This window comes from Crenobacter cavernae, assembly GCF_003355495.1.
Classification (GTDB): Bacteria; Pseudomonadota; Gammaproteobacteria; order Burkholderiales; family Chromobacteriaceae; genus Crenobacter; species Crenobacter cavernae.
This window is the reverse complement of record NZ_CP031337.1, coordinates 2,413,721-2,428,889: the sequence shown is the minus strand read 5'-3', so window position 1 is coordinate 2,428,889 and position 15,169 is coordinate 2,413,721. Positions and strand designations below refer to the sequence as shown.

Sequence of the window (15,169 nt, the reverse complement as noted above, 5' to 3'; positions counted from 1 at the left end):
CCCTTCGCCTGACTTACTCGGCAGCGGCGGCCGGTTCGGCGGCGGCTACGATTTCCTGCAGCGACTGGGCGCGGCCCTCGAGGATCGCGTCGGCGATGCCACGAGCGTACAGACGGATCGCACGGCTGGAGTCGTCGTTACCCGGGATCACGTAGCTGATGCCGTCCGGGTTGTTGTTGGTGTCGACCACGCCGATCACCGGGATACCCAGCTTCTTGGCCTCGACGATGGTACCTTTCTGGTAGCCGGTGTCGATGACGAAGATCGCGTCCGGCAGGCCCTTCATGTCCTTGATACCGCCCAAGCTACGCTCGAGTTTTTCGACTTCGCGCTCGAGAACGAGCTGTTCTTTCTTGTTGTAACCGGACTCGTCCGCGCCGTCGAGCAGCGCGCGCTTGTCTTCCAGGCGCTTGATCGACTGCTTGACGGTCTTGTAGTTGGTCAGCATGCCGCCGAGCCAGCGGTGGTCGACGAACGGCATGCCGGCGCGAGCGGCTTCTTCGCGCACGATTTCACGCGCCTGACGCTTGGTGCCCACGAACAGGATGGTACCCTTGTTGGCAGCCAGACGACGCACGTAGTCTTGCGCGTCGACGAACAGCGGCAGGGTTTTTTCCAGGTTGATGATGTGGATCTTGTTGCGGGAACCGAAGATGTACTGGGACATTTTCGGGTTCCAGAAACGGGTCTGGTGGCCGAAGTGGACGCCGGCTTCCAGCATCTGACGCATGGTCACGTTGGTGCTCATGTAAAACTCCTAAAGGGTTAGGCCTCCATTCGCGCAGTTAATCCTTGCGGACACCCTTTGGCGCGAATGTGCGAGATAGTCCGGGATTCGGACAGCGCGAGATTATAGCACCGCCTGGATATAGGCCTCAAGAACCTTCCTCGCCCCGGCGCGCGCGGCGCTCCTCTTGCGCTTCGCGCGCCAGCGCCTCGTTCAGGCGCCGCCGGCGGTGCACCAGCCACACCGTCAGCCAGGTCGGCAGCACACCGAGAAAGAAAAGCACGAAGCCGCTTCTCACCAGGCTGTCCTGCGCGACGGCAAACATCAGCACCACGTACAGCCATCCGATCAGGATCAGATACATACAAATACCTCGCCGTATTTCGAACTGCGCGCATTGTACCCCCGCCGGCCGCGCCCGGTTGGCCGAGCCTTTTTTGAGCCGCTCCGCATCCAGGGTTTTCCATTGCCTTTTAAGTAAATAAGAACTATTATCGTTCACATTCAAACTCGAACCTAGCCGAGGCGACCGCATGCCACCCTCTCCACAACGCGCGAACCCACCGGGCAGCCACGCCACCCCCGCCGCGCCGACGGAGCTCGACAGCCGCACGCTCTTCGAGCGGCAGCGCGAGATCGCGATCCGTCATGACGGCGAGACCTACCGGCTCTGCCTGACCCGCAACAACCGGCTGATCCTCGTGAAATAATTTCTACAACCCCTACCGCGCCGCTAGCCAGCCATCGCCAGCCAAGGCGCGACAGACCTAGGAGTAACGATCCATGCCTTCGGATCGCCTGTTTGTCGCCGGGCTGTGCCTGACTGCCAGCCTACCGGCCCTGGCCGACACCTCGGCCAACCTCAGCCCCGACCTGCCCGTGGTGACGGTGACCGCCACCCGCACTGCCACGCCGCTCGAGAAAGCGGCCCCCAACATCAGCGTGATCGGCCAGGACACGCTGTCCGCCACCACCGGCGGCCACCTCGAAGACCTGTTCCGCTACGAGCCGGGCGTGTCGGTCAACAACGACCCGACCCGCCGCGGCAACGGCGACCTCATCATCCGCGGCATGAGCGGCAACCGCATCCTGACGCAGGTCGACGGCGTGCGCATGCCCGACGTCTACAGCGCCAACAAGGCCGCGATCTCGGGACGCGACCTCGTCGAACCCTGGCACCTCGAGCAGGTGGAAATCGCGCGCGGCCCGATCTCCAGCCTGTTCGGCGCCAACGCGATGGGCGGCCTGGTCCGCTTCGAGACGCTGTCGCCCGAAGGCGTGATCAGCGCCGAAAAGCCGGTGGCCGGCCTCGTGCGCGGCGCTTTCGGAGACGGCAGCGACGCCACGGCCGGTCATGCGCGGCTTGCGGTCGGCGACGAACGCTGGGCCGCGCTCTTCGCCCACACCCAACGGCGCGAGCACGAAGCGGACAACTTCGGCACCGACGACAGCCAGGGCTCGACGGCGAGCACGGCGCGCACCCGCCCCAACCCCGCGACGATCAGGACCGACAGCACGCTGGCCAAGCTGCAGTTCAAGCCGGCGGCGGGCCACCGTGTCGAGCTGACCCTCGACCAGTACCACCGCCGCAACGACACCGAGGTCCACACCAGCCGCAGCGCCACGGTGAACGACTTCGACGCCGACGACAGCAACCGCCGCGACCGCGTGTCGCTCGGCTACCGCTACGTGTCGCCGGACGCAGACAGCGGGCTGACCGGCGCGAGCGCGCAGCTCTACCACCAGACGCTAGACAACCACGAAAAGACGCGCGAAAACCGCTCCGGCAACACCGTGACCCGCTTCGACGACAACCGCTTCGCGCAGCGCCTGTCCGGCTTCGACGGCCAGCTCGAATGGCGCCATGCCTTCGGCGACGTCAGCCACAAGATCCTCGCCGGGCTCGAACTGAGCCGGACCGACACCGAACGCCTGCGCGACCGCCTGCAGGTGAACAACCTCACCGGCGCGACGACCAAGGTGGTCGCCGGCGAGACCTATCCGCAAAAATCCTTCCCCGACACCCAAACGCAGGCGGTCGGCGCCTTCGTGCAGGACGAGATCGGGCTCGGTCGGCGCTGGACGCTCATCCCGGGCCTGCGCTGGGACGGCTACCGGATGACGCCGCAGCCGGACGCCCTGTCACGCGCCAACCAGAACAGGGCGCCCGAGCCCGGCAAGCTGTCCGACTCGGCGTTCTCGCCGCGACTGGCGACGAGCTTCAAGACCGACGACCACTGGACGCTGTTCGCCAGCGCCGGCATGGGCTTCAGGATGCCGCCGTTCGATGCGGTGACCAACGCCTTCATCAACCCGATGTTCGGCTACGAGCTGCGCCCCAACGCGAACCTCGAGCCCGAGCGCAGCACCGGTATCGAACTGGGCGCCAAGGCCGGCTACGCGTCGTTCGACCTCGCGCTCAACCTGTTCGCCACCCGCTACCGCAACTTCATCGACAACGTGCAGCTAGCCGGTGCGACCCCCAGCCTGCCGGGCGTGGCCCAGGTATTCCAGGCGCAGAACCTCGACAAGGTCGAAACGCGCGGCGTCGAACTGAACGGCGCATGGCGCTTCGCGCCGGGCTTCACGCTGAGGAACGCGCTCAGCATCGCGCGCGGCGATGTCAGCAGTGCGAACCGGCCGCTCGACAGCATTGCGCCGCCGACGCTGGTCACCGGCCTGCGCTACGACTATCGCAACGTCTCGATCGAACCGGTGTGGACGCTGGTCGCGAAGAAGAAACGCGTGTCGAACGACGCCTATTTCAAGGCGCCGGGCTACGGCAGGCTCGACCTCTTGGCGCGCTGGCAGGTGAACAAGCACGTCACCACCCGACTCAACCTGAGCAACGTCACCGACCAGAAGCACTGGAACTGGGCCGACGTCGCCCAGCGCAACAACGGCGCCACCATAGCCCTCTACAGCGCCGCGCGCCGCGCCGCCGCCGTGTCGGTGGACGTCGCATTCTGACCCCTGGAGACCCGCCATGAACCTCGAAACCCCGCTTTACGACCGCTACCAGGCGCTGCTCGCCGCCGAACCGAAAACACGCCAGCGCGACGCCGCCGACAAGCTCGGCGTGCCCGAAGCCGAGATCGTCTCGGTGCTACCGCACGCCAAACGCCTGCGCCTGGACGACATCGCCGGCCTCCTGGGCCGCTTCGAGTCACTCGGCCGGGTGATGGCACTGTCGCGCAACGCCTGGGCCGTGCACGAGAAGAAGGGCCGCTACCACAAGCTGCAGCTGTCGGAAAAAATGGGCCTCGCGCTTGATCCTGACGGCATCGACCTGCGCTTCTTCTTCACGCACTGGGCCTACGCTTTCGCGCTCGAGAGCGAGCAGGGCGAAGGCAAGCGCCGCCGCGCGATCGAGATTTACGATGCACACGGTGAGGCGATCCAGAAGGTCGTGATGCAGGAAGCCGACCACGACGACGCGTGGCAAGCGCTCGTCGCCGGCTTCGCCACCGAGGCGACGCCGCTGGCCGTACCCCCGGCCGCCGACCCGCTCACACCGGACGCCGCCGCCGAGCCATTCGACGCCGCGGACTACGAAGCGGCGTGGCTCGCGCTGCGCGACGTGCACCACTTCCACGCGCTGACCCGCCGCTTCGGCCTGAGCCGCCGCGACGCCTTCGCCCGCGCGCCGGCCGGCTTCACCCGCCAAGTCTCGGCCAACGCCGCCGAGATCCTGTTGCGCGCCGCCGCCAAAACCGGACTGCCAATCATGGTGTTCGTCGGCAACCGCGGCATCGTGCAGATCCACACCGGGCCGGTGACGAAGATCGAACGCATGGGCCCGTGGATCAACGTGCTCGACGCCGACTTCAATCTGCACCTCTTCGACGCCGAGGTCGCCGAGGCCTGGTACGTCCGCCGCCCGATCAGCGACGGCGTCGTGACCGCGGTCGAACTGTTCGACGGCAAGGGCGGCACGATCGCGACTTTCTTCGGCAAGCGCCATGAAGGCCAGCCGGAAGACCCGCAGTGGGCGGCGCTCGCCGAGTCGCTGCCGGACGCGGGGGGTGTGGCTGATGTCGCCTAAGGCTGCCCTCGCCTTCGCCGCGCTGGCGCTCGTCCCGGTGCTCGCCCAAGCGACCGAGCGTCTCGTCGCGTTGACGCCGGACGCGGCCGAGATCCTGGTCGCGCTCGGCGCCGCCGGCGAGGTGGTCGGCCGCGAGCGCTCCGCGCTCGACCCGGCGCTGAAGAACGCGCCGGTGATCGGCTTTTCGCGTTCGCTGACGATCGAGCCGGTGCTGGCGCTCAAGCCGACGCTGGTCGTCGGCAGCGCCGCCGCGCAGCCGGCCGGCATCTACGACCAGCTCAAGCGCGTCGGCCTGAACGCGCTGAAGATCAATCAGCGCGAAGACGGCGCCGACTTCGCCGACGGCGTCATCAAGGTTGGCCGAGCGATCGGCCGCGAGGACGCGGCGCGCGCCGTCGCCCGCCGCTTCGAAGCGGGAATGAAACCCGCCAGTCTCACCGGTCGCCGCATCCTGCTGTCTTACGACGGCAAGATGGTCGCCGGGCGCGGCACGCCGGGCGACACGCTGATCCGCGCCGCCGGCGGGATCAACGCTGCGGCCTCGGTCGACGGTTTCAAGACGCTGAATCGTGAGGCGTGGGTCGCCGCCCGCCCCGAGCTGATCGTGCTGGCCGAGCACAACCGCGCGGTCTACGGCGGGCTTGCCGCGTTCAGCGCGCGCCCCGAGGTCGCGGCGACGCCGGCCGGGCGGACCGGCAAGGTGGTCGAGTGGCCGGCGCAGCGCTTCCTGCGCGTATCGCTCGACAGCCCGGCCGATGCGAAGGCCCTGGCCGGACTCACACGATGAAGCCCCGCGCTGTCATCGGGTGCTACGGGCTCGCGACGGTGCTTCTGGTCGGCCTCGCGGCCGGCCTCTCCGGCGAAGGCTGGGGCTGGCCCCGCCTCGCCGACCCGCTCCTGACCGGCATCCGGCTGCCGCGCATCGCGGCCAGCCTGATGGTCGGCGCGTCGCTCGCCGCCGCCGGCGCGGCCTTGCAGGCGGTGTTCCGCAACCCGCTGGCCGACCCGGGACTGATCGGCACCTCGGCCGGCGCCGTGCTGGCGGCGGTCGCGGTGCTGGCGCTGGGGCTTGCCGGCATCGCGCTGCCGTTCGCCGCCTTCGTCGGCGCGCTGGTCGGCACGCTCCTGGTGCTGGCGCTGTACCGGCTGGTCGGCGGCGGCCTCGTCGCGCTACTGATCATCGGCGTCATCGTCGGCGCCTTCTTCGGCGCGATCACCAACCTGCTCCTGCTGCTGTCGGACGACCTGACGCTGCGCGGCGCGATGAGCTGGCTCGCCGGCAACCTGTCGGACGCCGGCTTCGCCTCGCTCGGCCAGGCAGGCCTGGTGATGCTCACCGGTTTCGTGCTGCTCATCGCGCTCGGGCGCGACCTCGACTGCCTGATGCTCGGCGAGGAAACCGCGGCGTCGCTCGGCGTGCGCGTCGAACGCACGCGCGTGCTGGCCGCGGTCGGCGCGGCGCTCACCGCCGGCGCGGCCGTCTCGCTGTCGGGCTTGATCGGCTTTGTCGGCATGATGGTGCCCAACGCGGTCGCGCTGACGTTCGGCGGCTGCCGGCGCGGTTTGATCTGGCGCTCGGCATGGGCCGGCGCGCTGTTCCTGCTCGTCGTCGACACCGTGGCGCGCCGCATCGCCTATCCGGTCGATCTGCCGGCGGGCACGCTCGCCGCTTTCGCCGGCGCGCCGTTCTTTATCTGGCTGCTGTTCCGCCAGCAGGGAGGTCGAAATGCTTGAAAACAGCCACTGGGCGTTCGAAGCGTCGGGGCTTGCGGTGAAAAAACGCGGCCGCACGCTCTTATCGGTCGATGCACTGCAACTGCCGGCGCGCAAGGTCAGCGCCATCATCGGCGCCAACGGCGCCGGCAAGACGACGCTGTTGCGCGCGCTGGCGGGCTTTGTGCCGGCCGGCGGCGCGGTGCGCTTCTTCGGCGGCAGACCTTGCGCCAGCGGCCGCGGCTTCGCGTGGGTCGGCCAGCATGAGGGCGCCGACTCGCCGATGACGGTGCACGACTACGTCGCGCTCGGCCGGCGTCCGCGGCTCGGCTGGTTCGGCGTGCCCGGCGGCGAAGACCGCCAAGCGGTCGAGAACGCGCTCCTGACGATGGAGGTCGCGCACCTGGCCGATTCGCGCATGGCGGCGCTGTCGGGCGGCGAGCGCCAGCGCACCGCCGTCGCGCGCGCGCTGGCGCAGGGTACGCTGGCGGTCTTCCTCGACGAGCCAACCAACCACCTCGACCTCCGGCACCAGCATCTGTTGATGCGCACGCTGTCGCGCCTCGCACACGAGGGCCGCAGCATCGTCACCGTGCTGCACGACCTGGCGCTGGCCGCCAATTACGCCGACCATCTGGTGCTAATGAAGGACGGCGAGGTGCTGGCCTCGGGCTCGCCCGAAACGGTGCTGTGCGCCGGGCGGCTGCTGGCCGCCTACCGCTGGCCGGTCAAGCCCTGCCGCGATGCGGAAGGGCGCTGGCGTTTCGACGCGATGGGCACGGCCTGGCAGCACGCCGCCTGACCGCTCCGAAAAAGGCTCGGCCAACCCTATAACGGGGTTGGCCGAGCCTTGGTGAACGTCGTCACGGGGCACGCTTCACACGTCGGGCGCGTAACCGTCGTCGTGCGGCGCGTAGCCGGCGGCGCGCGCGACGAAATGCAGCTCGCCGTCGAGCACGCCGGCCGCCTCGGCGGCCTCTTCGCTGCCCGGCCGCTTGACGAAGGCGCGCGCCCGTTCGATATCGGCGACCTCGAACACATAGAACACGTTGTTCGGGTCTTCGAGGCTGCGCCAGAAGTGCACCAGTTCGAGCCCCGCCGCGCGGTGCGCTTTGGCGTGCGAGTCGAACACCATCTTCCAGCGCGCATAATCGGCGACCCGGTTGCGACACACCATATAGATCATCGTCGTCTCCTCAGCTTGCCTCGACGAATGCGCTAGTGACCCTGCCCGTGGCCGGCGTCCGGCAGCAGCACCGACAGCGGCAGCCGCGCGAGCCGTGCCGCAGGGTCCTGCCGGTAGAATAGCGACAGCTGGCGGTAGAGGGCGGGAAAGTCGTCGCGCACCCAGTGCGGCGCCTCGAAGAAAGACTCGGAGAGCACCGCGAAGAACTCGGCCGGATGCTCGGCGGCGTAGGGGTCGAGCCAGTTCTCGCGGCCGGCGTCGAGCATGGCGTTGAAGCGCTCAAAGTCGCGCCCCCAGTCTTCCGCCCACTCGTCGCGGCTCATGCCCTTGTGCAGCGGCGGGCAGCCGTTGGCGTCGCCGGACAGCATGTCGAGCTTGTGCGCGATCTCGTGGATGACGACGTTCCAGCCGTCGAGCAGGGGCGAATCGGCCGCGTCGGGCGCAGACAGCACCACCGGGCCGTCGTGGCGCGCCTGGCCGACCAGCACCTGCTCGCCCTCGTGCATCACGCCGGCCTCGTCGACCCACAGGTCGCGCGCGACGAAGGCGTCGGGGTAGACGATGATCTCGCGCCAGCCCTCGAGCGCCATCTCGCCCAGTTCCAGCGCCGGCAGCGCCGCCTGCAGCGCGATCAGCTCGCCGATGCCGTCGTGCCACGCAAGACCGCCGGCCGCGACGAAGTCCTTGTCGTCGAGCACGAAGGCGCCGAGCCCGGCCAAGCCTGAAAGCTTGTCGGGCGGCAGGCCGCGGCACAGCGGCAGCGTCGAGGCGAGCGCGACGAGCCGCTCGCGCCGTGCGCCTCGCGTCTCGCGTCCTGCCGCGCGGCGCCCCCATCCGAACCATCCCATGAACTTCCCCCCTGTTGCGCTTGCCACTGTGAAGGCATCCCATTGGCAAGCCGCGCGCCACGGCCGCCTGCCCTATCCTTAGAGGGATTCCGCCGCGACCGTTCCCGGCCGCCCGACCCTCGGCCAACCTTGTCCACCCCGGAACCCCGCGTCAAGACGGTGGCCACCCGCACGGAGAACTCGATGGACGGCCTTTCCTGGCACAGTCTTGCCCTCAACCCGCTCGCCGCCTTCGGCCTCTTGCTGCTGTTGGGCGCGATCGGCGGCCAGGTCGCGGCGCGCATCGCGCGGCTGCCGAGCGTCACCGGCTACATCCTGACCGGCCTCGTCATCGGCCCGGCCGGCCTCGGCCTCGTCAGCCACCAGGCCTTGAGCCAGGCGAGCCTGTTCGTCGAACTGGCGCTCGGCCTCGCTCTGTTCGAGATCGGCCGGCGCATCGACCTGCACTGGCTCAGGCGCGAGACCGCGCTGTTGACGACGTCGGCGTTCACCTCGCTCTTGGTCTTCGTCGCGCTGTACGCCTTGCTGCTGTACTTCGGTCTCAAGCCGGTCGGCGCCGCGCTCTTGGCGGCGATCGGCGTGGCGACCAGCCCGGCGGTGATCCTGGAAATTGTGCGCGAAACCCACGCCGAGGGCCAGGTGAGCGAACGCCTCACCACCGCGACCGGGCTCAACACGCTGTTCGCGCTGATGGCGTTCGGTCTCGCGCTCGTCTATTCGGGCTTTACCGATTCGACCGCGCCGGGCGACAAACTGCTGTCGACTGCGTGGCTGATGCTCGGCTCGGCGACGCTCGGCCTTATCGCCGGCATGGCGGCGATAAGGCTCAACGCCTGGTTCGGCGGCGGCGAGCGCCAGGCGCAACAGGTGCTGCTGTTCGCGCTGATCGCGCTGGTGGTCGGCGTCGCCGAGTTGCTCGAGACGCTGCCGGCAATGGCGCTCTTGGTGTTCGGCGTGTCGACGCAGAACCTCAAGCGCGGCCTGACCATCGCCGAGCCCGACCTGATCGGCCGCAGTCACTTTTTCTTCGTCGCCTTCTTTGTCGCGTCGGGCGCGCTCTTGTCGCCGGTGTCGCTGGCGATGTACTGGCCGGTGGCCTTGCTGTTCGTGCTGATCCGCCTCGGCGTCGGCATCGTCTGCTGGCTGGCCGCGGCGCGCTTCAACGGGCTGACGCTCAAGCAGGGCGCGCTCGTGGGCACCGCCTCGACGCCGCTGTCGGGCGGCGCGTTCACCTTGCTCTTGCTCGCCAGCCCGGTGCTCGACGCGGGCCTCGCCACCGGCGCGATGCTCGCCGCGCTGTGCATCCTCGAACTGATCGGCCCGGTGCTGACCCGGCTGTCGCTCAGGCTCGCCGGCGAAACCCGCGAATAGGAGACACACCATGCTCGATTTTTCCCACAGCACGCCGCTGACGCTCGGCGTCGAGCTGGAGCTGATGATCGTCAGCCGCCGCCACTACAACCTGACGCGCGGCTCGGACGACCTGTTGGCGCTGATCGCGCGCGGGGGGCACGGCTTCGACATCAAGCCCGAGATCACGCAGGGCATGATCGAGATCGGCACCGCGGTCCACCGCAACACGCGCGAGATGTTGGCCGAGCTCATCGCGATCCGCGCGCTCTTGGTCAATACCGCCGAGAAGCTCAACCTCGGCCTGTCGGGCGGCGGCAGCCACCCGTTCCAGCACTGGAGCGAACAGCGCATCTATCCGAAGGAACGCTACCGTCTGGTGTCCGAGCTCTACGGCTATCTGGCCAAGCAGTTCACCGTCTACGGCCAGCACATCCACATCGGCTGCCCGGACGGCGACGTCGCGGTGCGGCTCACGCACTACCTCGCGCGCTATATCCCGCACTTCATCGCACTGTCGGCGTCGTCGCCGTTCCACCAGGGCGTCGACACGCTGTTCCAGACCTCGCGGCTGACCAGCGTCAACGCCTTCCCGCTGTCGGGCAGCATGCCGATGGTCCACGACTGGAACGAGTTCAACGACTACTTCGCGCGCATGGCCAACCTCGGCATCGTCGAATCGATGAAGGACTTCTACTGGGACATCCGCCCCAAGCCCGAGTACGGCACGGTCGAGATCCGCATCTGCGATACGCCGCTTTCGATCGACACGCCGGTGCTGCTCGCCGCCTACGCGCAGATGCTCGCGCGGCGCTGCTTCGAGGAGGACTGGAACGACATCCAGCCCGACCACCAGCTGACCTACAGCTACAACCGCTTCCAGGCGTGCCGCTTCGGCTACGACGCGGTGCTGGTCGACGCGGCCGCGCAAAGGCAGACCAGCCTGCTGGAAGACATGCTCGACACGCTGAACCAGCTGACGCCGCACGCGATCGCGCTCGGCGCAGAATCCGAACACGCACAGCTCAGAGAGAGGGTGCTCAAGCGCAATATCGACAGCCAGTGGCTGCGCGACATCTACGGCGAGAGCGGCTCGCTCTCCGAAGTGGTCAGACAGGCGAGCGAGCGCTGGATGTACGGGGAGCCGGGGCGCGGCTGAACGCCCTCCCCGGACGCATCGCCGGCCAGGTTTCATGGCCGCGCGGCCGGTCGCACGGTACACTCGCAGGCGTCATCCACCGCAGACCGACCGCCATGCCTTTCGTCATCCCGGCCGCCGCCGACCCCGCCCTGCCCTGCCGCTTCTGCCTGTTCGACGGCCAATCCGTGCTGCTCGTCGACGGCGCGCTGCCTGGCGACGCGGCGGCGCGCTGGCCGGTGGCCGGGCGGCGCTTTCTCGGCGTACACGCCGGCGCCAACCTGTTCTTCGGCGAACTGGTCGGCACGGCGCCGGCAGGCGTTTGGCTGCCGGTGCGCGCGGCGCTGATGCAGTTGCCGGAAGCCGACGTGCCGGCGCTGTCGCGCGCGGTGCAGATCCGCCGCTTCCAGAAGACGCACCGCCTGTGCGGCGCCTGCGGCGGGCCGCTCGCGCAACATGCACACGACCAGGGCCGCGGCTGCGCGAGCTGCGGCGAGGTCTACTATCCGCGCGTGTCGCCGGCGATGATGCTGACCATCACGCGCGGCGACGAGATCCTGCTCGCGCGCTCGCCACACTTCACGCCGGGCGTCTACAGCGCGATCGCCGGCTTCGTCGAACCGGGCGAGACGCTCGAGGACTGCGTGCGCCGCGAGTGCTTCGAGGAAGTCGGCATCAGGATCGGCGAGCCGGTCTACCTCGGTTCACAGTCGTGGCCCTTCCCGCACTCGCTGATGCTCGCCTTCACCGCCGAGTACGCCGGCGGTGAGCTGACGCCGCAGGAAGGCGAGATCGAAGACGCGCGATGGTTCGCGCGCGACACGCTGCCGGCCATCCCGCCCAAGCCGTCGATCGCGAACTGGCTGATCGTCGAGACGCTCTCGCGGATGGCGGCGCGCTGACCCGAAAACACCCACAAAAAAGCTCGGCCAACCTTCTGAGGTTGGCCGAGCTTTTTGCTTCGCGCCGACAATCAAACCGCCTCCGGCTCGCTCTCCTGCTGCAGCCGCCACATCTCGGCGTAACGGCCCTTCTGATCGACGAGTTCGCGGTGGCTGCCCGATTCGATCACGCGCCCGCCGTCCATCACCAGGATGCGGTCGGCGTCGACGATGGTCGACAGCCTATGAGCGATGATCAGCGTCGTACGGTTGGCCGAGATATGCGCGAGTTCGGCCTGGATCGCCTTCTCGGTGCGCGAATCGAGCGCGCTCGTCGCCTCGTCGAAGATCAGGATAGGCGGGTTCTTCAGGATGGTGCGCGCGATCGCGACGCGCTGCTTCTCGCCGCCGGACAGCTTCAGCCCGCGTTCGCCGACCTGGGTGTCGTAGCCGTCGGGCAGCCCCATCACGAAGTCGTGGATGTGCGCCGAGCGGGCCGCCTCGATCACCTCGTCGCGCGTCGCGTCGGGCCGGCCGTAGGCGATGTTGTAGTAGATGCTGTCGTTGAACAGCACGGTGTCCTGAGGAACGATGCCGATGTGCGAGCGCAGCGAATCCTGCGTCAGTTCGCGGATGTCGGTGCCGTTGACGCGGATCGCGCCGCCGCCCACGTCGTAGAAACGGAACATCAGCCTCGACAGCGTGCTCTTGCCGGCGCCCGAGCTGCCGACCACCGCCAGCGTCTGGCCGGCCGGGATCGTAAAGTTCATGTCGAAAAGGATCTGGCGCTTGGCGTCGTAGCCGAAGTCGACGCTGCGGAATTCGACGCTGGCGGCGCGGGTCGCCAGCGGCGCAGCGCCCTGGCTGTCGGCCACTTCGGCGCCCGCGTCGAGCAGCCGGAACATGCGCTCCATGTCGGCGAGCGAATGCTTGATCTCGCGGTAGACGAAGCCGAGGAAGTTGAGCGGCGCATACAGCTGGGTCAGATACGCCGACACCAGCACCACGTCGCCTACCGTCATCGTGCCGTCGGTCACGCCCTGCGCGGCCAGCACCATCAGCAGCGTCACGCCGCTGGCGATGATCAGCCCCTGGCCGGCGTTCAGCATCGACAGCGACACCTGGTTCTTGATCGCCGACTCTTCCCAGCTCGCGAGGTTGCGGTCGTAGCGGTCGACCTCGTAGCCCTCGTTGCCGAAGTATTTGACCGTCTCGTAGTTCAGCAGCGCGTCGATCGCCTTCGAATTGGCCTTCGAGTCGAGCTCGTTCATGCTGCGGCGGAACACCATGCGCCACTCGGTCACCGCCAGCGTGAAAACGATGTAGATCGCGATCGTGCCGAGCGTCACCGCGGCGAACCAGCCGCTGTAGCGGCTCAGCAGAATCCCGGCGACGAGGCCGATCTCGACCAAGGTCGGCAGGATGTTGAACACCATGAAGTTCAGCAAAAAGCCGATGCCCTTGGTGCCGCGCTCGATGTCGCGGCTCATGCCGCCGGTCTGGCGGTCGAGGTGAAAGCGCAGCGACAGCCTGAACAGGTGATCGAACACCGAGCGCGCGACCTGGTGGATCGCGCCCTGCGTCACGCGCGCGAACACCGCGTCGCGCAATTCGCCGAACAGGCTGGACGCGAGCCGCGCGACGCCGTAGCCGGCGAGCGCCGCCACCGGCAGCGCGAGCGGCGTCGCCGTCATCGACAGCGCGTCGACGATGTCCTTCAGGTACAACGGCACCGTGACGTTGGCGACCTTGGCGACGATCAGGCAGGCGAGCGCCAGGAAGACCCTTACCTTGAAGGTCCAGATATACGGAAACAGCGTCTTCAGCGTCTGGATGTCGTTACGGTCTTTCGGCGCGGGGCCGGTATGGGAGAAACGCATGCGGGTTTACCGACGGGCGCCGCGCCGTGCGCCCCGCCCCCGGGCGGGCTAAGCTTCGGGAGGGACAAACGGAGCGATGCCCTTATGTGGATACTGATTCTCGAAGCGTTTCTGGCGCTGGGCCTCGCCGGCTTCATCGTCTGGTGGACCTGGCCGCGCGGCAAACCGTGAAGGCAGGTATACGCCGGCGCCTTTAATGCAACACCCTCGGCGCACAGAGCATGAATTCGCCGATCGGCGCGTCGAAACGCGTGCCGTCGTCGGCTTCCATCTGGTAACTGCCCTTCATCGTGCCCCACGGTGTCGTCAGCGTCGCGCCGCTCATGTATTCGTAGCTTTCGCCGGGCTTCAGGTGCGGGTGTTCGCCGACGACGCCCATGCCGCGCACTTCCTGCACATGCTCGTTCGCGTCGGTGATCAGCCAGTGACGGCTGATCAGCTTGGCCGGCACCTCACCGGTGTTGGTGATGCGGATGCGGTAGGCGAACACATAGCGGTCGGCCGCCACGTCGGATTGTTCTTCGACGAAATACGCCTCGGGCGCCACCTCGATACGGTATTTGTTGTCAGCCATCTTGAGTCGCTCCCAGCTTGGACTAGGCCGCCATTTTAGCCCGAAGCGGCGGCGAGCGCCGCAAGCGCGGCCAATACGATGTGACCGGCGGCGCGGCACGCTCTAAAATACGCCCGTCCCTCCTTATCTTTCCGGAATCCCCATGCGCACCTTCCGCATCGCCCCGAGCATCCTGTCCGCCGACTTCGCCCGCCTCGGCGAAGAAGTGAAGAACGTCATCGCCGCCGGCGCCGACATCGTCCACTTCGACGTGATGGACAACCACTACGTGCCGAACCTGACCGTCGGTCCGCTCGTCTGCGAGGCGATCCGTCCGCACACCAGCGCGCCGATCGACGTGCACCTGATGGTCTCCCCGGTCGACGCGCTCGCCGCGAGCTTCGCCCGTGCCGGCGCCGACATCATCACCTTCCACCCGGAAGCGTCGCACCATATCGACCGCACGCTCGGCGTGATCAAGGACGCCGGCTGTAAGGCCGGCCTGGTCTTCAACCCGGCCACGCCCTTGTCCTTCCTCGACCACGTGATGGACAAGGTCGACATGATCCTCTTGATGTCGGTCAACCCGGGCTTCGGCGGCCAGAAGTTCATCCCGCAGACGCTGAACAAGGTGCGCGAGGCGCGTCGCCGCATCGACGAATACACCGCAGCACACGGCGGCGAGATCTGGCTCGAGGTCGACGGCGGCATCAAGGTCGACAACATCGCCGAGGTGGCGGCCGCCGGCGCCGACACCTTCGTCGCCGGCAGCGCGATCTTCAACCAGCCCGACTACAAGGCGGTGATCGACGCGATGCGCGCCGAACTCGCCCGCGTCGGCTAAGACC

16 protein-coding genes are annotated in these 15,169 nt (G+C 68.0%); 10 read left to right on the top strand and 6 right to left on the bottom strand.

Translation table 11 applies throughout. The features are described 5' to 3' along the window. Nucleotides 1–13 precede the first annotated feature (13 nt). A complete protein-coding gene (gene rpsB / locus DWG20_RS11845) occupies nucleotides 14–748 on the bottom strand; it encodes a 30S ribosomal protein S2 (RefSeq protein ID WP_115434008.1) in 735 nt (244 codons plus the stop codon). A gap of 127 nt (nucleotides 749–875) precedes the next feature. Further along, nucleotides 876–1,091 carry a hypothetical protein gene (locus tag DWG20_RS11840; RefSeq protein ID WP_115434007.1) on the bottom strand — a complete coding sequence of 72 codons (216 nt, stop codon included), beginning with the start codon at nucleotides 1,089–1,091 and terminating at the stop codon, nucleotides 876–878. A 169-nt stretch (nucleotides 1,092–1,260) separates the two neighbouring features. On the opposite strand from DWG20_RS11840, the gene DWG20_RS11835 reads away from it, so the two are divergent. From DWG20_RS11835 to DWG20_RS11810, 6 genes are all read left to right on the top strand, one after another. Continuing rightward, the gene (locus DWG20_RS11835; RefSeq protein ID WP_115434006.1) at nucleotides 1,261–1,437 is read left to right on the top strand and encodes a hemin uptake protein HemP; all 177 of its coding nucleotides are present in this window, start codon (nucleotides 1,261–1,263) and stop codon (nucleotides 1,435–1,437) included. 73 nt (nucleotides 1,438–1,510) lie between these two features. Continuing rightward, entirely contained in the window at nucleotides 1,511–3,697 is a 2,187-nt protein-coding gene (locus tag DWG20_RS11830; protein WP_115434005.1) for a TonB-dependent hemoglobin/transferrin/lactoferrin family receptor, read from the top strand. Between the two features lie 16 nt (nucleotides 3,698–3,713). Further along, a complete protein-coding gene (locus tag DWG20_RS11825) occupies nucleotides 3,714–4,772 on the top strand; it encodes a hemin-degrading factor (protein WP_115434004.1) in 1,059 nt (352 codons plus the stop codon). Continuing rightward, complete coding sequence (locus DWG20_RS11820; protein ID WP_181880905.1) at nucleotides 4,762–5,559, top strand: heme/hemin ABC transporter substrate-binding protein; 798 nt, start codon at nucleotides 4,762–4,764, stop codon at nucleotides 5,557–5,559. The genes DWG20_RS11825 and DWG20_RS11820 overlap by 11 nt, the downstream gene beginning before the upstream one ends. After that, nucleotides 5,556–6,506 carry a FecCD family ABC transporter permease gene (locus DWG20_RS11815; RefSeq protein ID WP_115434002.1) on the top strand — a complete coding sequence of 317 codons (951 nt, stop codon included), beginning with the start codon at nucleotides 5,556–5,558 and terminating at the stop codon, nucleotides 6,504–6,506. The genes DWG20_RS11820 and DWG20_RS11815 overlap by 4 nt, the downstream gene beginning before the upstream one ends. Further along, nucleotides 6,499–7,287 carry an ABC transporter ATP-binding protein gene (locus DWG20_RS11810; RefSeq protein WP_115434001.1) on the top strand — a complete coding sequence of 263 codons (789 nt, stop codon included), beginning with the start codon at nucleotides 6,499–6,501 and terminating at the stop codon, nucleotides 7,285–7,287. The genes DWG20_RS11815 and DWG20_RS11810 overlap by 8 nt, the downstream gene beginning before the upstream one ends. 75 nt (nucleotides 7,288–7,362) lie before the next feature. Here DWG20_RS11810 and DWG20_RS11805 read toward each other — a convergent pair whose 3' ends face one another. Together DWG20_RS11805 and DWG20_RS11800 are read right to left on the bottom strand one after the other, a co-directional pair. After that, the gene (locus DWG20_RS11805) at nucleotides 7,363–7,671 is read right to left on the bottom strand and encodes a hypothetical protein (protein ID WP_115434000.1); all 309 of its coding nucleotides are present in this window, start codon (nucleotides 7,669–7,671) and stop codon (nucleotides 7,363–7,365) included. 32 nt (nucleotides 7,672–7,703) lie between these two features. Further along, the gene (locus DWG20_RS11800; RefSeq protein ID WP_115433999.1) at nucleotides 7,704–8,519 is read right to left on the bottom strand and encodes a M90 family metallopeptidase; all 816 of its coding nucleotides are present in this window, start codon (nucleotides 8,517–8,519) and stop codon (nucleotides 7,704–7,706) included. Between the two features lie 183 nt (nucleotides 8,520–8,702). Here DWG20_RS11800 and DWG20_RS11795 point away from each other — a divergent pair, with 183 nt between their 5' ends. From DWG20_RS11795 to nudC, 3 genes are all read left to right on the top strand, one after another. Next, nucleotides 8,703–9,890: a cation:proton antiporter gene (locus tag DWG20_RS11795; RefSeq protein WP_115433998.1), complete on the top strand. Its 1,188-nt coding sequence runs from the start codon at nucleotides 8,703–8,705 to the stop codon at nucleotides 9,888–9,890. A gap of 10 nt (nucleotides 9,891–9,900) precedes the next feature. Beyond that, complete coding sequence (locus DWG20_RS11790) at nucleotides 9,901–11,028, top strand: YbdK family carboxylate-amine ligase (RefSeq protein ID WP_115433997.1); 1,128 nt, start codon at nucleotides 9,901–9,903, stop codon at nucleotides 11,026–11,028. A gap of 95 nt (nucleotides 11,029–11,123) precedes the next feature. Further along, nucleotides 11,124–11,909 carry an NAD(+) diphosphatase gene (gene nudC, locus DWG20_RS11785; protein ID WP_115433996.1) on the top strand — a complete coding sequence of 262 codons (786 nt, stop codon included), beginning with the start codon at nucleotides 11,124–11,126 and terminating at the stop codon, nucleotides 11,907–11,909. A 71-nt stretch (nucleotides 11,910–11,980) separates the two neighbouring features. Here the strand turns inward: nudC and DWG20_RS11780 are convergent, their stop codons facing one another. Together DWG20_RS11780 and apaG are read right to left on the bottom strand one after the other, a co-directional pair. After that, the gene (locus DWG20_RS11780; RefSeq protein WP_115433995.1) at nucleotides 11,981–13,768 is read right to left on the bottom strand and encodes an ABCB family ABC transporter ATP-binding protein/permease; all 1,788 of its coding nucleotides are present in this window, start codon (nucleotides 13,766–13,768) and stop codon (nucleotides 11,981–11,983) included. 193 nt (nucleotides 13,769–13,961) lie between these two features. Then, nucleotides 13,962–14,342, bottom strand: coding sequence for a Co2+/Mg2+ efflux protein ApaG (apaG, locus tag DWG20_RS11775; RefSeq protein ID WP_115433994.1), 381 nt, complete (start codon nucleotides 14,340–14,342; stop codon nucleotides 13,962–13,964). Between the two features lie 142 nt (nucleotides 14,343–14,484). Between apaG and rpe the strand changes: the two genes are divergently transcribed. After that, nucleotides 14,485–15,165 carry a ribulose-phosphate 3-epimerase gene (gene rpe / locus DWG20_RS11770; protein WP_115433993.1) on the top strand — a complete coding sequence of 227 codons (681 nt, stop codon included), beginning with the start codon at nucleotides 14,485–14,487 and terminating at the stop codon, nucleotides 15,163–15,165. Nucleotides 15,166–15,169: the final 4 nt, after the last annotated feature.

What these genes read in the sequence shown, in the direction of transcription:
- DWG20_RS11810 (WP_115434001.1), top strand. Translation starts at nt 6,499, where the DNA reads ATGCTTGAAAACAGCCACTGGGCGTTCGAAGCGTCGGGGCTTGCGGTG.
- DWG20_RS11840 (WP_115434007.1), bottom strand. Translation starts at nt 1,091, where the DNA reads ATGTATCTGATCCTGATCGGATGGCTGTACGTGGTGCTGATGTTTGCC.
- DWG20_RS11780 (WP_115433995.1), bottom strand. Translation starts at nt 13,768, where the DNA reads ATGCGTTTCTCCCATACCGGCCCCGCGCCGAAAGACCGTAACGACATC.
- DWG20_RS11790 (WP_115433997.1), top strand. Translation starts at nt 9,901, where the DNA reads ATGCTCGATTTTTCCCACAGCACGCCGCTGACGCTCGGCGTCGAGCTG.
- DWG20_RS11795 (WP_115433998.1), top strand. Translation starts at nt 8,703, where the DNA reads ATGGACGGCCTTTCCTGGCACAGTCTTGCCCTCAACCCGCTCGCCGCC.
- DWG20_RS11830 (WP_115434005.1), top strand. Translation starts at nt 1,511, where the DNA reads ATGCCTTCGGATCGCCTGTTTGTCGCCGGGCTGTGCCTGACTGCCAGC.
- DWG20_RS11835 (WP_115434006.1), top strand. Translation starts at nt 1,261, where the DNA reads ATGCCACCCTCTCCACAACGCGCGAACCCACCGGGCAGCCACGCCACC.
- DWG20_RS11825 (WP_115434004.1), top strand. Translation starts at nt 3,714, where the DNA reads ATGAACCTCGAAACCCCGCTTTACGACCGCTACCAGGCGCTGCTCGCC.
- DWG20_RS11805 (WP_115434000.1), bottom strand. Translation starts at nt 7,671, where the DNA reads ATGATCTATATGGTGTGTCGCAACCGGGTCGCCGATTATGCGCGCTGG.
- DWG20_RS11820 (WP_181880905.1), top strand. Translation starts at nt 4,762, where the DNA reads ATGTCGCCTAAGGCTGCCCTCGCCTTCGCCGCGCTGGCGCTCGTCCCG.
- DWG20_RS11815 (WP_115434002.1), top strand. Translation starts at nt 5,556, where the DNA reads ATGAAGCCCCGCGCTGTCATCGGGTGCTACGGGCTCGCGACGGTGCTT.
- DWG20_RS11800 (WP_115433999.1), bottom strand. Translation starts at nt 8,519, where the DNA reads ATGGGATGGTTCGGATGGGGGCGCCGCGCGGCAGGACGCGAGACGCGA.
- apaG (WP_115433994.1), bottom strand. Translation starts at nt 14,342, where the DNA reads ATGGCTGACAACAAATACCGTATCGAGGTGGCGCCCGAGGCGTATTTC.
- rpe (WP_115433993.1), top strand. Translation starts at nt 14,485, where the DNA reads ATGCGCACCTTCCGCATCGCCCCGAGCATCCTGTCCGCCGACTTCGCC.
- nudC (WP_115433996.1), top strand. Translation starts at nt 11,124, where the DNA reads ATGCCTTTCGTCATCCCGGCCGCCGCCGACCCCGCCCTGCCCTGCCGC.
- rpsB (WP_115434008.1), bottom strand. Translation starts at nt 748, where the DNA reads ATGAGCACCAACGTGACCATGCGTCAGATGCTGGAAGCCGGCGTCCAC.